Source organism: Vreelandella halophila (genome assembly GCF_019903425.1).
GTDB classification, from domain to species: Bacteria; Pseudomonadota; Gammaproteobacteria; order Pseudomonadales; family Oleiphilaceae; genus Halospina; species Halospina halophila.
Genome location: NZ_JACHUZ010000013.1, coordinates 2,329,864 through 2,343,300, shown reverse-complemented (window position 1 = coordinate 2,343,300; position 13,437 = coordinate 2,329,864). Strand labels below are relative to the sequence as shown.

General features: G+C 61.9%; 10 protein-coding genes and 1 tRNA gene. 8 read left to right on the top strand and 3 right to left on the bottom strand.

Translation table 11 applies throughout. The annotated features are described in order from the left end of the window. Nucleotides 1-66: 66 nt before the first annotated feature. Together xthA and H4I92_RS15165 are read left to right on the top strand one after the other, a co-directional pair. The gene (gene xthA / locus H4I92_RS15170) at nucleotides 67-879 is read left to right on the top strand and encodes an exodeoxyribonuclease III (protein ID WP_077531799.1); all 813 of its coding nucleotides are present in this window, start codon (nucleotides 67-69) and stop codon (nucleotides 877-879) included. 26 nt (nucleotides 880-905) lie between these two features. Further along, the gene (locus H4I92_RS15165; protein WP_077531368.1) at nucleotides 906-1,529 is read left to right on the top strand and encodes a TetR/AcrR family transcriptional regulator; all 624 of its coding nucleotides are present in this window, start codon (nucleotides 906-908) and stop codon (nucleotides 1,527-1,529) included. 13 nt (nucleotides 1,530-1,542) lie between these two features. On the opposite strand, the gene H4I92_RS15160 is transcribed toward H4I92_RS15165, so the two are convergent. Continuing rightward, nucleotides 1,543-1,971 carry a phasin family protein gene (locus tag H4I92_RS15160; RefSeq protein WP_077531367.1) on the bottom strand — a complete coding sequence of 143 codons (429 nt, stop codon included), beginning with the start codon at nucleotides 1,969-1,971 and terminating at the stop codon, nucleotides 1,543-1,545. A 63-nt stretch (nucleotides 1,972-2,034) separates the two neighbouring features. Between H4I92_RS15160 and H4I92_RS15155 the strand changes: the two genes are divergently transcribed. From H4I92_RS15155 to H4I92_RS15135, 5 genes are all read left to right on the top strand, one after another. After that, nucleotides 2,035-2,853 (top strand): lysophospholipid acyltransferase family protein, encoded by an 819-nt coding sequence (locus H4I92_RS15155; protein ID WP_077531366.1) that lies wholly within the window; start codon nucleotides 2,035-2,037, stop codon nucleotides 2,851-2,853. Beyond that, the gene (locus H4I92_RS15150; protein WP_077531365.1) at nucleotides 2,850-3,803 is read left to right on the top strand and encodes an SDR family oxidoreductase; all 954 of its coding nucleotides are present in this window, start codon (nucleotides 2,850-2,852) and stop codon (nucleotides 3,801-3,803) included. The genes H4I92_RS15155 and H4I92_RS15150 overlap by 4 nt, the downstream gene beginning before the upstream one ends. A gap of 36 nt (nucleotides 3,804-3,839) precedes the next feature. Continuing rightward, nucleotides 3,840-5,933: an XrtA/PEP-CTERM system histidine kinase PrsK gene (gene prsK / locus H4I92_RS15145; RefSeq protein WP_077531364.1), complete on the top strand. Its 2,094-nt coding sequence runs from the start codon at nucleotides 3,840-3,842 to the stop codon at nucleotides 5,931-5,933. Between the two features lie 86 nt (nucleotides 5,934-6,019). Next, a complete protein-coding gene (gene prsR, locus H4I92_RS15140; RefSeq protein WP_077531363.1) occupies nucleotides 6,020-7,408 on the top strand; it encodes a PEP-CTERM-box response regulator transcription factor in 1,389 nt (462 codons plus the stop codon). Next, on the top strand, nucleotides 7,405-10,080 hold the full coding sequence (locus H4I92_RS15135) for a tetratricopeptide repeat protein (RefSeq protein WP_077531362.1): 2,676 nt from the start codon (nucleotides 7,405-7,407) through the stop codon (nucleotides 10,078-10,080). Before prsR ends, H4I92_RS15135 begins: the two co-directional genes overlap by 4 nt. A gap of 21 nt (nucleotides 10,081-10,101) precedes the next feature. Here H4I92_RS15135 and H4I92_RS15130 read toward each other — a convergent pair. Both H4I92_RS15130 and H4I92_RS15125 read right to left on the bottom strand, forming a co-directional pair. Continuing rightward, nucleotides 10,102-10,186 (bottom strand) — tRNA-Leu (locus H4I92_RS15130). Nucleotides 10,187-10,309: 123 nt separating this feature from the next. Continuing rightward, nucleotides 10,310-11,086 (bottom strand): class I SAM-dependent methyltransferase, encoded by a 777-nt coding sequence (locus H4I92_RS15125; RefSeq protein ID WP_077531361.1) that lies wholly within the window; start codon nucleotides 11,084-11,086, stop codon nucleotides 10,310-10,312. Between the two features lie 322 nt (nucleotides 11,087-11,408). Between H4I92_RS15125 and H4I92_RS15120 the strand changes: the two genes are divergently transcribed. Next, on the top strand, nucleotides 11,409-12,827 hold the full coding sequence (locus tag H4I92_RS15120) for an aminotransferase-like domain-containing protein (RefSeq protein ID WP_077531360.1): 1,419 nt from the start codon (nucleotides 11,409-11,411) through the stop codon (nucleotides 12,825-12,827). Nucleotides 12,828-13,437: the final 610 nt, after the last annotated feature.

Genomic DNA, 13,437 nt, shown 5'->3' with positions numbered 1-13,437 from the left:
GAGCTGTGGTAGGGTACTGTGCCGTTGAACACCAACTTGGACCACATGGATAAAGATCCGGACCTCATGCGCTTCGTTACCTTTAACGTGAATGGCATCCGCGCACGGATGCATCAGCTCGAGCAGTTGGTAAGCCAGTACAACCCCGATGTGATCGGGCTTCAGGAAACCAAGGTTGCGGATGACCAGTTTCCCGCCGCGGAGGTGGAACAGCTGGGGTATCACGTGAACTGGTTCGGCCAGAAGGGTCACTACGGCGTCGCGCTGATGAGCCGGAACGAACCGGTGCGGGTTCAGCGCGGCTATCCCTGGGATGACGACGATGCCCAGCGCCGGCTGATCACAGCGGATATCCCTGTCGGCGATGAAACAGTGACCGTCATCAACGGCTACTTCCCCCAGGGGGAAAGCCGGGATCACCCCACCAAGTTCCCCGCCAAGGAGCGTTTCTACCAGGACCTCCAGCGCCTGCTGCGGGAGCAGTATTCACCCGAACATCCGCTGATGGTGATGGGGGATCTCAATATCTCATCAACGGACATGGATGTGGGCATCGGTGAGGACAACCGCAAGCGCTGGCTGCGCGAAGGCAAGTGCTCCTTCCTGCCGGAAGAGCGGGAATGGCTGCAGCAGGTCAAGAGCTGGGGGCTGAACGACGTCTACCGCCATCTCTACCCTGAGACTGATGACGACTTCAGCTGGTTCGACTACCGCAGCCGTGGGTTTGAGCGGGACCCCAAGCGTGGCCTGCGGATCGACCTGATCCTGGCGACGGATGCCCTGGCCCAGCGCGTGACAGACGGTGGTATTTCCTACAGTATCCGGAGTATGACCAAGCCCTCCGACCATTGTCCGGTATGGGCTGACTTCCGCCGGTAAACCGAGCACTGGGATGGTGCGGCCGCATGAAGCGCAAGACCCGTGATCGGATCCTCGACGCCAGCCTTGAGCTGTTCAACGCGGACGGGGAGTCCAACGTAACCACGCTGCAGATTGCCGACGAGATCGACATCAGCCCGGGCAACCTGTATTACCACTTCAGGAGCAAAAGCGAGATCGTCACTGAGCTCTACGACCGGTACGAACACGAGATCCAGGAGCTGCTGGCGGTACCGGAGGTCGAGATCTCGGTGGACGACCAGTGGCTGTTCCTGCACCTGCTATTCGAAACCATCGCCCGCTACCGCTTCCTCTACCAGGATCTGGTCAATGTCCTCTCCCGCTACCCGGTCCTGCAGCCGCGCTTCCAGCGCGTCGTGAAGCAGAAGTACCAGGCCACGCGTCGTATCTGCGCCAGTTTCCGGGAACAGGGCATTCTCTCGGCAAGCGACCGGGAAGTGGAGGCGCTTTGCCACCAGATCGTGCTGACCCTGACCTACTGGCTGAGCTTCGAGATGCTCTCACACCTGAACCAGAAGGATTCGGTGGATCTGGGGCGAGGGGTCTACCAGGTGATGGTTCTGGTCGCCCCCTACCTGCGCGCCGAGGAGCGCGAGGCACTAGAGGCGATGAGCGAGCACTACCTCTAGGCGGGAGGCGGGGTCAGTCGTTGCGCTGGTCAACCTTGCTGCGCAGTCGCTCAACTTCGCTCCGGAGCTCCTGAACCTGCTGTTCCAGTTCGCGCACCCGCCCGGGCATGGGGATACCCAGGCGCTCCAGAGCCCTGGAGACCCTTTCATCAAATACCGACTCCAGCCGGTTCCAGGTGCCCGAGGCGCGCTCGCGCACCCCGTCAACACTGTCCTCAACGGCTTTCACCTGCCGATTGACGACGCCCCGGGTGCGTTCCTCGATGTCCTCGCCCTCCTTGACCAGGCGTTCGAAGAACCGGCCTGCGTCCTCCTCCGCCTTGGTATAGGCTCCCAGCCCCGCCAGCCAGATCTGGCGGGCGGAATCCTTGATCCGGTTCGCCAGCTGTTGCTGTTCGTGGCTGGTTTCAGCGCTGGGATCTTCGTCTTGATTTTCCGCCATGGGCTTGGACTCCGGCGTGTGCTTTCTGTGAGAATCCCATTATACCTGAACCCGGGGCCCCGCATGAAACTGAGACAGTATCTGAAGAAACGGATTGTGCCCGAGGCGATCGACCGCCAGGTGGATCGCATGCGCAAGGTCACCGGCAGCCTTGGCCACGACCCCTGGGGGTTTCAGGAGGACGCCGCCAAGATCGGCATGACACTGGTCCGGCCTGTCCATGATCACTGGTTCCGTGTGGACAGCCGGGGTGAAGAGCGCGTGCCGGATGAAGGGCCGGTGCTGCTGGTAGCCAACCACAGTGGCCAGCTGCCCCTGGACGGCCTCATGATCGGCTATACCCTGGCCAACCGGGCCCGGAACCCGCGCCTGCCCCGTGCCATGATTGAACGCTTCTTCCCCACGGTTCCGTGGCTGGGCAACCTGCTCAACCAGGTGGGCGCCGTCCTGGGCGACCCCGCCAACTGCGCCCGCATGCTGGAGAACGGCGAGGCGGTGATCATCTTCCCGGAAGGCATCCGGGGCTCTGGCAAGCCCTATCGCGAGCGCTACCAGCTCAAGCGCTTCGGCAGCGGCTTCATGCGCCTGGCTATGGAACACAATGCCACCGTTGTGCCGGTCGGGGTTGTGGGCTGTGAGGAGACCATGCCGGCATTCGGCAACATCCGCCCGCTGGCACGCTGGCTTGGTGTCCCCTATGTGCCCGTAGCCGCACCTGTGGTTCTGCCGAGCCGGGTGCTGCTGCGCTTCGGTGAGCCCATGCATTTCCAACCGGATACGGAAATGACCGAAGAGACCATGGCGCGGCACGTGGACAGGGTCCGGAATACCATCAGCGATCTGATCGACCAAGGCCTGAGCGAGAGGGAGCGGGTGTTTTGAGCGAGTCAAACGACAGCAGGCCCACCCTGCTGGTCACCGGTGCCGGTGGCGCCCTGGCCCAGCAGGTGATACAGCGCCTGCGTACGGACTACCGGATCGTCGCCGTGGACTTCCGCGAGGAAGTCTGGCTCGGCCCCGACGTCGCCAGCTACCGGGTGGATTTCCAGAAGCGCGGCTTCGAGGACCTGTTCCGGCGCTACCGCTTCGACGGCGTGATCCATCTCGGGCGCATCATGTCCAGCCAGGGCACCCGGCTGAGCCGCTACAATGCCAACGTACTGGGCACCGACCGCCTGCTGTCGCTCAGCGACCGCTACGGCGTGAAGCGGGTGATCGTCCTGTCCACCTACCACGTCTACGGCGCCAATGCGTTCAACCCGGCCCTGATCGACGAATCCTACCCGCTCAAGAGCGCCGGCCTGAGCATGGACCTGGTGGATTCGGTGGAGCTCGAGAACCTGGCCACCATCTACCTCTGGCGCAACCCGGAGCTCAACATCACCATCCTGCGCCCCTGCAACATCGTGGGTCCGGGAGTGCGCAACACCATCAGCAGCCTGCTGGCCTCGCGCAATGCGCCGGTCATGGCCGGGTTCTCTCCAATGATGCAGTTCATCCACAGCGAGGATATGGCGCGCGCAATCGAGACGGCTTACCGCCAGCCGCACACGGGCATCTTCAATGTGGCGCCCCAGGACTGGGTGGACTACCGCGATGCCCTGGAGGCCTGTGGATGCCGCCCCATCCCGGTTCCCTCGATTCCTCCGGTCCTGCCCCGGACCCTGCTGCGCGCATTCAACATGAGACGTTTTCCACCCTACCTCATGGATTTTTTCAAGTATCCTGTCATTATTGACGGGCGCCAGTTCAGTAAGCGGTTCCAGTTCGAGCCGGAACGCCGGCTGGAGACGATTTTCCGTTACTATCGCGAGCTTCGGTACCAGTCCTGAACGCCCGCGACTCCGAATGAGCAAAGGGAGCAACAGTTGCTGGAGTTCGGTGTTGTCAGCCACCTTGCGGCGGCGGTTGTCTATGGAGTGCTCGCCGGCTTCACCGCCTGCCGCTACCTGCGTCGGGGCAGCGACCGCGCCCTGTTTCTCGCTGCCAGTCTTACCACGATCTGGGCCATGGTTATTGTGGCGCAGACGCTGTGGGGCTGGCCCGAATTCGCCCTGCGCTATATCACGGAACTGGCCCGCAACACTGTCTGGATCCTGGTTCTGTTCGCACTGATCCGCGATGCCCGGGATCACAGTCTGTTTTCCCGCCGGATGCTGCTGTTCGCCAGTGGTGCCCTTATCACGATCCTGTGTGTCCTGATGGTGTCCGCGCTCGCCGGATGGGCGCTGGACCTGAACCTGCTCTCAGCCCGCGCCACGCTGTTCGCCCAGCTGGCCATTTCACTGCTGGGGATCAGTGTGCTGGAGCAGATCTGGCGCAATGCGTCGGCCTACGGACGCTCCAGCATCCGTTACCTGTGCTTCGGCATCGCTGGCATTTTCATCTACGAATTCCTCCTGTACGCCGATGCGCTGCTCTTCAACCGCATGTCGAGTGGGCTCTGGGACGCCCGCGGTGCGGTCAACGCCCTGCTGACCCCGCTGTTCGCCGTCAACCTGATCAACGCCCGACGCCAGCCCGTCCAGCTGCAGCTCTCGCGCACCTTCGTCTATCACGCCGGCACCCTGGTCTTCGGCGGCGTCTATCTGGTGATTGTCGCTATCGGTGGCTACTACGTCCGACTGGCGGGCGGGGAATGGGGAGAAGGTCTGCAGGTGGTGTTCATCGCCGCCTTTGCCCTGCTGTTCGTGCTCCTTATGGCCTCCAGCTGGTTCAGGGCCCGGGTCATGATGTTCCTCAGCCAGAATTTCTTTAACTACAAATACGATTACCGCGACGAATGGCTGAAGATGACCGAGACCTTCAGCAACCTCAACGAGGACCCACCCCTGCCGGAACGGGCCATCCGCACCCTGGCGGGACTGGTCGAAAGCCGCACCGGAGCCCTCTGGCTGCGTGATGACGAAGGCCAGTTCTCGTTCCAGGCCGCAGTGGGGCTGGAGCCGCCCAAGCATAAGCAGATCGACGGGGATGCCGAACTGGTGCGGTTCTTCCGCGAGCGGGAATGGATCCTGGACATGGACGAATACTCTGTGGATCCCGTGCGCTACAACCTTCTCGAAGTCCCGGACGCCATCCTCGACTTCAATGATCAGTGGCTCATCATCCCACTCTACCTGGGGCGGGAACTCTACGGCATCGCCCTTGTTGGCTCTCCCTACACGAGGGTTGAACTCAACTGGGAGAACTTCGACCTGATCCGCGTCGTGGGCCGGCAGCTGAGCAACTTCCTGGCCCAGGCGGACGCGCAGAGCCGCCTCTCCAGGGCTCTGCAGTTCGAGGCCGTCAACAAGGCCTCCGCCTTCATGGTTCACGATCTCAAGACGCTGATCGCCCAGCTGTCCCTGCTGGTCAGTAACGCGCCCAAACACAGGGACAACCCCCAGTTCATCGATGACATGATCGCCACCACGGATCATGCCGTGAACAAGATGTCCCGTCTTGTCGAGCACATCCGGCAACCCGAGACCGAGGAACGGGAAACCAATCTGGATGTTGCAGCGCTCACCCAGAAGGTCGTGCATCAGCGCAGCGTTCAGGAGCCCCGGCCCGTCTATGAGGGACCACTTTCCGGAGTGATCGTCCGGGCCGATCCCCAGCAGCTTCAGAACGTGCTCTCGCACCTGGTCCAGAACGCCCAGGATGCGACGCCCCGGGAAGGCGAAGTCAGCCTCACCCTCAAGGCAGGCAGCGGGGCCGCGGTCCTGTTTGTCCAGGATACTGGCCAGGGCATGAGCGAGAGTTTCATCAGGGATTCACTCTTCCGCCCTTTCCAGAGCACCAAGGGACTGACCGGCATGGGCATCGGGGCCTACCAGGCCCAGGAATACGTCAGGCAGATCGGAGGCGCCATGGATGTCACCAGCGAACCCGGGCTCGGTTCCTGTTTCACCATCCGGCTGCCACTGATCTCGCTTGAGGCCCGTGAAGAGCCTGAAATGCAGAAGGAATCACGTTAATCATCATCCACTATTGGAATCAGACAACAGAAAGCATACCCTCAGCTAGGAAGCGTGGATCGCGCTGGCCTCAGTAAGGAAAAGCCATGCAGGGAAATGCCGTACCACGTAGTCTGCTCATCGTAGAAGATGACCCTGGCCTTCAGAGCCAGATGCGATGGTGCTTTGATGGAAGTACCGATGTCACCGTCGCGGAGGATCGTGAGGAGGCCATGGCCGCCCTGCGCCGGTGTGAACCCCAGGTTGTGACACTGGACCTGGGGCTACCTCCGGATCCGGGCGGGGCCAGCGAAGGCTTCCGCCTTCTCGAGGATATACTGGGCCTGGCACCCGCCACCAAGGTCATTGTCGTGACCGGTCGCGAGGACCGTGAGAACGCGGTTCGGGCCGTGGGGATGGGTGCCGCGGATTTCTACCAGAAGCCGCTGGACAGCGACATCCTCAATTTTGTCGTCAACCGCGCCTTCCGCCTCCACGAACTCGAGCGCGAGAACGAACGGCTGGCCGTTGGGCACAATGGCGCCCGCCTCAAGGGCATCATCGCCTCAAGCCCACAGATGATCGCCACATGCCGCACCATCGAAAAGATCGCCCCCGCGGATGTCACCACCCTGATCACCGGCGAAACCGGCACTGGCAAAGAGGTTCTGGCACGTGCACTGCACGACCTCAGCCCCCGTCTCAACAAGCCCTTTGCAGCCATCAACTGCGCCGCCATCCCGGAAAACCTGCTTGAGAGCGAGCTTTTCGGCCATGAGAAAGGCGCCTTCACCGGTGCCAGCCAGAGCAAGCAGGGCAAGGTGGAGATGGCCCACGGGGGCACCCTCTTTCTGGATGAGATTGGGGACATGCCGCTGTCGTTGCAGGTGAAGATGCTGCGTTTCCTGCAGGAGCGGGTCATCGAGCGGGTTGGCGGCGTGCGTTCCATCCCGGTGGATGTGCGGGTAGTGGCCGCCACCCACCAGGATCTTGAGACCCTGATCCGCAACCAGCAGTTCCGGGAAGACCTGTATTACCGCCTGAGCGAGATTACCGTGCCGGTTCCCCCCTTGAGAGCGCGCGAGGGCGATGCCGTTCTGATAGCCCAGTCGCTGCTCCGGGAGTTCGCCGGCCAGATGCACCGCTCCACCCTCACCTTCTCGGAAGACGCTCTGCATGCGCTGCGGGCCTATCACTGGCCGGGCAACGTCCGGGAGATGATCAACAAGGTCAAGCGCGCCACCATCATGGCCGAAGGCAAACGCATCACGGCCGCCGATCTGGAGCTCGACTCCGCGGATGAAAGTGGTAGCGCCGCCCTCAATCTGCGCCAGGTCCGTGAGGACGCGGAACGGCGTGCCATCACCCAGGCACTGCTGTGCGCCGACTACAACATGGCCCAGGCGGCAAGGCTTCTGGGCGTCACACGGCCAACACTCTACAACCTCACCGACAAGTACAGCATCGCGACCTCGGTCGCTCAGGGGGTCCAATGAAACCGATCCATCCATGGCTTCCGCTGGTGCTGCTTCTGGCTCTGCTGGCAGGCTGCAGTAACGATGATCAGATGAGCCAGGAGGAAGTTGAATACCTGAGTCATATGGACCAGGCGCAGTTCTTCCGCGAACAGGGCGAGCTCCAGGCAAGTACCCAGGAGGCCCGCAATGCGATGGAGCTGAAGCCGGAGCAATTTGAGCCCTTTTTCCTGATCATCAGAAACCTGATTACAGCGGGCGATGGCGACACAGCGGAACGCAGACTCGATGAGCTCGCGGAACGGGTTGACCAGGAGGAGCCCGAGCATCGGGACCACCTCAACCGCATGGCCATCGCCCGCGCCCGGGCGCGCCTGATCCGCGAGGACTGGGATGGTGCCATTGAGGCACTCGATGCCCTCCGGGAACCGGCGCGGAACCAGCAGCTTACCGCACACCGTCTTGCCGGCGACGCCCATCGCCAGGCGGGCGATGCCAGAGCCGCGCGCGAGGCTTACCAACGCGCCCTGGATACCGACCCGGGGGCCATCATGGCGCACCTGGGGCTCTCACGCCTCGCCTGGCAAGAGGGTGAGGCCGAGGAAGCCCGGGAACACCTGGAGGCGGCGAAGGAGCAGGATGCGGAGGATCCCGAGGTCTGGCTCTGGCGGGCCCGGCTCGCCCACCGGGAAGGCCGCTTTGAGGAGGCTGCTGACGCCTACACCCAGGCACTGGAGGGCATCGGACGCTACGATGTCATGACCCGTCGCAAATACGAGACCATTTCGTCGCTGATCGAAGTGCTGCGGGAGAACGGCAACGCCTCACAGGCATTCGTCTACGAAGAAATGCTGGCGAATTCTGCCCCGGGGACGATCCGCTCGGGCATGGCAGCCTCCCGTGAGGCCTATGAGCAAGGCAACCTGTCTATTGCTGCCAGCCATCTCGAGGAGGTACTTGCCCAGGCACCAGGGCATGAGGACGCTGGCATCCTGCTGGGCATCATCCGTTTCCAGCAGGGCCGCATGGATGATGCCGAATCATTGCTGGCGGAATACGACGATAAGGTGGAATCCGGTGAGCTCACCAAGATGCTGGCCGCTGCCCGTATTCAGCTCCAGCGCCCGGAAGAGGCACGCCGGATGCTGGAAGAACTGGATCCGGAAGGCAACGACCCCGGGGTGGTGGCACTGATCGGCATCGCCGCGCTCAGCAGCGGTGAAAATCAGCTCGGACGCGCCATGATCGAGCAATCCCTGGCCATGGCACCGGACAACACCGACCTGCGAGTGCGGTTTGCCAGATACCTCGCCTCCGAGGGCAACAACGAGGAAGCGCGGGAACAGCTTGAAACCGCCATTGAACGGGCACCGGATGCGGAGCAGCCGCGAGCGTTTCTGGCCCGCTTCCTGGCCGAGAACGGTGACCACGAGGCCGCCCGCAAAGTGGTGAATCAGTGGCTCAGTGATCAGCCTGGCAGTATCCTTGCCCACAACCTGGCTGGCGACGTGGCGCAACTCCGGGGCGATTCGGATGCGGCGCGGCAGCATTACCGGGAGGCCATAGGAATGAATGAGTCGCCTGCCAGCCACCATGCTCTGGGCGCACTCCATGCCCGGGATGGCAACCCAGAGCCCGCTATTGAGCATCTGCGCCGCGCGGTTGAGCTGGCACCGGACAATCCACGGTATATCCGGGATCTCGTGTCCGTCGCCGGGAATCACGACGCTGGAGATGCTACTCGGGACTTTCTTGCCCGGGTGGCTGAGGAGAGTGATTCCGCAACAGCCCCCCATCGGTATCTGCTGGAGGCGGCTCTCGAAGATGGTAACGATGAAAGGGCCTTCGAGCTGGTTGCCACCATCCAGGACCGGCTGGACGACAGCAACCAGGAGGCCTCGGTGGTCGCCGGCGCTTACCTGAGTGCCGCCCGGACAGTTGCAAGCCGTGGAAACGACAGCCGCACACGGGAACTCGTACGTCAGGGTCGTCAGCGTTATGACGGGCACGAAGGCCTGGCCCTGCTGGAAGCTCAGCTGCAGTTCGAGGCTGACCGAGCCTCGGATGCGCGGGATATTCTGCGTTCAATGAAAACCCAGCACCCTGCCTCCCCCAGGCCCTTCCTTCTGGAAGCGGACTATGTGGCCAGCCAGGGGGAATACTCCCAGGCAGCGGACCTGTACCAGCTGGCCCGGGATAAATCCGATTCACCGCAGACCGTCGTGCGCCAGGTGCAGGCTCTGCGTGAGGCTGAGCGCGGGCGCCGTGCCATCGAGGTACTCCAGGCAGCCACCGGGAAGTTCCCGCAGTCCTCACGGCTGTACCTGGAGCTGGCGATGCTGCAGCAGAGTACCGGCAACCGGGAAGCGGCGCGCGAAGCCTACGAGCACACCCTTGAACTGGCACCCGACAATGCCGTTGCCCTGAACAACCTTGCCTGGCTTCTCCATGAGGACGAACCGGAACGCGCTCTGGCGCTGGCGGAGAAAGCCTACGACAGCAACCCGGAGGCCGCCTCCATTGTGGATACCTACGGCTGGATACTGTTCCGCAACGGTGACCTGGACCGGAGCATCGAGGTTCTGGAATCGGCCCACAAACTGGCGCCGGATGCCGCGGAAATCCGTGAACACCTGGCTGCCGCCCACAGGGAGGCTGGCAACGATGCCCGGGCCGAGGAACTCACCCGCTGAGAAAGCGTTAAAGGAAAAGGATGGTGCGGCTGGCCGGACTTGAACCGGCACGCCCGAAGGCAGGGGATTTTAAGTCCCCAGTGTCTACCCATTCCACCACAGCCGCAGAAGGATCAGGAAAGGCGGAAGGATTGTATAAACCCCTGCAGGGGAACGCAATCAGAGGTCCAGAAACAGAAAACCCCGCGGCCGTAACCGCAGGGTTTTCAACACAAGCACTCAGCAGTGTTTATGCTTCCGGCGGACGGAAAGCAACCTGCTGAATGAAGTCCACCTCGTTCAGGACGAATGGACGCTGCATGTCGCCGTAGCGCTCAACGTTGACGAAGCCTGCGTCTTCAAGCAGGTGTGTCACGTAGTTCTGACGCAGCGGATACATGTTGAGCTGGAAAGTGCGGCCGTCCTTGAAGGTGTAGTGGAACTGTGCCAGGCCGCGATGCAGCTGGGCCGGGCCCACATCCACACCGTCACCGCAATAGTTGTACGCATGCTTGGAGCTGTAGCCCTCGTCCAGCATGGTGTCGTAGTTGCGGTGGTCGATGATCAGCATGCCACCCGGGCGCAGTGTCCGGAACATGGCGTGCAGGGCATCGCGGCGCTGCTCGTGGTCGAACAGGTGGGTAAAGGAGTTACCCAGGCACACAATGGCGTCGTACTGTTCCTTGCCCAGGGTATCGTCCAGGGTCAGCCAGTCAGCAACGCAGGATTTATTGAAAGATGCGCCACGCGCCTTGGCGTTCTCCCGCGCCTTTTCGAGCATGTTCTCTGAGCCGTCAGTGGCGGTGACCTTGAAGCCCCCCAGAGCCAGGGCTACGGCGTTGACGCCGGTACCGCAGGCAACGTCGGCGACGTCTTTTGCGCCGTGAGCGTTGAGCAGCCGTCCGTAGAAGGGTCCATCGCGTTCCAGGCGATCATCCCAGCCGACCAGGTCATCCCAGTATTCGGCGAAACTGGGGGTATACTGCTCGTACTGTTCGCCGGCATTCGCGTTTTCTACAGCTGTCATGATTCGTTTCTCCTTGAAAATTGGTCCGCAGGAACATCCGCTTGAATCAGATAGGGAGTCCTGCCGTGGTTAACCGTACGCAGGTATTGCATACCGCTTCCCCATCGGTAGGTGGTTGGCACCACCGCCTGAAGGACCAGGCTGGCCAGCGATGGGAACGGGAACGCCGGGCGGGTTTGATGCCGGCGTCCGACCACGACCAAGACAGACTGTACGCAGATTCCCGTTGACGGTACAGATTCAGAAACGTAAAAAAGATACCATTACAGTTTTCGGTTTTCCCCTATGGAAGCGTCAGGGGCGATATAGTTGAGGAGTACAGATGGGCAAGTGGCTCTATGAGGACGTGGCGGGGCAGATCGCCCAGCAGATTGAGGACAGTGTCTACAGCCCCGGGGATCGCCTGCCGGGTATACGCAAGCTGTCACAGCAGTTCGGGGTAAGTCTGGCCACTGCCGTGGAAGCATGCCAGCTGCTGGAGGACCGTGGCATCATCCGGGCGCGGCCGCGCTCCGGGTTCTACGTCCAGGAACCGGATGCCGCCCCGGTGGAGTGGCGCAAGCCCGAGAGCACCGAGGACGGCCCCACACTGGTCACCGGCCAGGCCCGTGTACTGGAGCTGATCCGCCAGTATGGTGACCCTGCCCTGCTCCCCCTGGGGACTGCTGTTCCCGACCCCGAACTGCTTCCTCTGACGGCCCTGGACCGTTGCATCGGGCATGCGCGGCGGGTCCACAGGAACCGTGTAGCGGGTTATGACTTCCCTCCCGGGGATGAATCCCTGCGGGTGCAGATCGCCCGTCGGATGGCAGACGCCGGCTGTCATATCAGCCCGGATGACGTGGTCATTACCAATGGCTGCCAGGAAGCCATTTCCCTGAGTCTGCGCGCCGTGGCCAACCCCGGCGACGTGATCGCGATTGAGTCGCCCACTTTCTACGGTATCCTCCAGGCTATTGAATCCCAGGGCATGCGGGCTCTGGAGCTGCCGACCGAACCCGGTGGCGGCATTCACCCGGAAACCCTGGAAAGCGCTATCCAGCGCTGGCCCATACAGGCGTGCGTGGCCATGCCCAATTACGGTAACCCCCTGGGCCATCTGGCCTCCAATGAACGCAAGGAAGCGACCGTTCGGCTGCTGGCGGACCAGGGCATTCCCCTGATCGAAGACGACGTCTACGGCGAGCTGGGCTTCACCGGTGATCGCCCCTGGGCCGCAAAGGCATGGGATACGGACGGCGGTATTCTGTACTGCAGTTCCTTTTCCAAGACGCTGGGGGCCGGCATGCGCATCGGATGGGCAGTACCCGGGCGTTTCCGGGACCAGCTCACCTATCTTAAGTACGCCACCAACCAGGCCGCTCCAACCCTGCAGACGCTCGCCCTGGCCCGGTTTCTGGACCAGGGGGGGTATGACCGTTACCTGCGGCGCATCCGCAGGATCTATCAACGCCAGGTCAATCGGGTCGCCCGCGGCATACAGGAACACTTCCCCCGGGGCACAAGGGTCAGCCGGCCGCGGGGCGGGTTCGTGCTCTGGGTGGAGCTGCCGGAGCACGCCAACACGCTCAACCTGCAGCAGGACGCTCAGGAGGAAGGCATCAGCATTGCGCCCGGCCCCCTGTTTTCCTCAACGGAGCGGTTCCAGCGCTATCTCAGGGTGAACTGTGGTATTGCGGACGCGGACCGGGTGGATGCAGCTATTGCCCGGCTGGGGCGCCTTACCCGGAAAAGAACGTGAAATCAGGATAATGGAGGCGCGGGTCGGGATCGAACCGGCGTAAACGGAGTTGCAGTTCTGTGATTCCGGACCATTTTTATCATTTTAAATCAGACAAATAAGCGCTCTATCCACAAAACAGTGAACGCTCATTCCGCTCATTTAGTGACCTTTAAAATCATATAGTTGCGATTGAGTTTTCTCACCAGAATCTGGCCAACGGGTGATGGAGACTTCACACAATTGGAGCCCGTATGGTGCGTAGCGCAAGAGAGCCGATACTATGCAGATCCGTCCTTTAGACTCTTGTGCGGACAAGCGGTCCTTTCTGAAACTTAGGGCTCATCCCTGAGCAGTTTTTGCGCTTCTAGCAGGACCCGGGATCATACTCCCAGTCCCCAGACACTGGGTCATAGCGCCGTTCAGCCTGAAAACGCTTCCCGCTGCCGTCACCGTATGTCCGGAAACAGTCCCTCTCCATTACGGCAACGCGTACGGCAGGTTGTTTTACCTGATTGCTGGGGGGAGCTGCCGGATAACGTCCATCGGTGCCTCCGCTCTGTTCGTTAGCGCTGTTATTCATCTCAGCTTCTCGGATGGCCGCTACAATGCCGTAGTTGTCGCCACCTTT

Bases quoted from the DNA above. Each gene is read 5' to 3' on its own strand.
- xthA (WP_077531799.1), top strand. From the start codon at position 67: ATGCGCTTCGTTACCTTTAACGTGAATGGCATCCGCGCACGGATGCAT.
- H4I92_RS15165 (WP_077531368.1), top strand. From the start codon at position 906: ATGAAGCGCAAGACCCGTGATCGGATCCTCGACGCCAGCCTTGAGCTG.
- H4I92_RS15160 (WP_077531367.1), bottom strand. From the start codon at position 1,971: ATGGCGGAAAATCAAGACGAAGATCCCAGCGCTGAAACCAGCCACGAA.
- H4I92_RS15155 (WP_077531366.1), top strand. From the start codon at position 2,035: ATGAAACTGAGACAGTATCTGAAGAAACGGATTGTGCCCGAGGCGATC.
- prsR (WP_077531363.1), top strand. From the start codon at position 6,020: ATGCAGGGAAATGCCGTACCACGTAGTCTGCTCATCGTAGAAGATGAC.
- H4I92_RS15135 (WP_077531362.1), top strand. From the start codon at position 7,405: ATGAAACCGATCCATCCATGGCTTCCGCTGGTGCTGCTTCTGGCTCTG.
- H4I92_RS15125 (WP_077531361.1), bottom strand. From the start codon at position 11,086: ATGACAGCTGTAGAAAACGCGAATGCCGGCGAACAGTACGAGCAGTAT.
- H4I92_RS15120 (WP_077531360.1), top strand. From the start codon at position 11,409: ATGGGCAAGTGGCTCTATGAGGACGTGGCGGGGCAGATCGCCCAGCAG.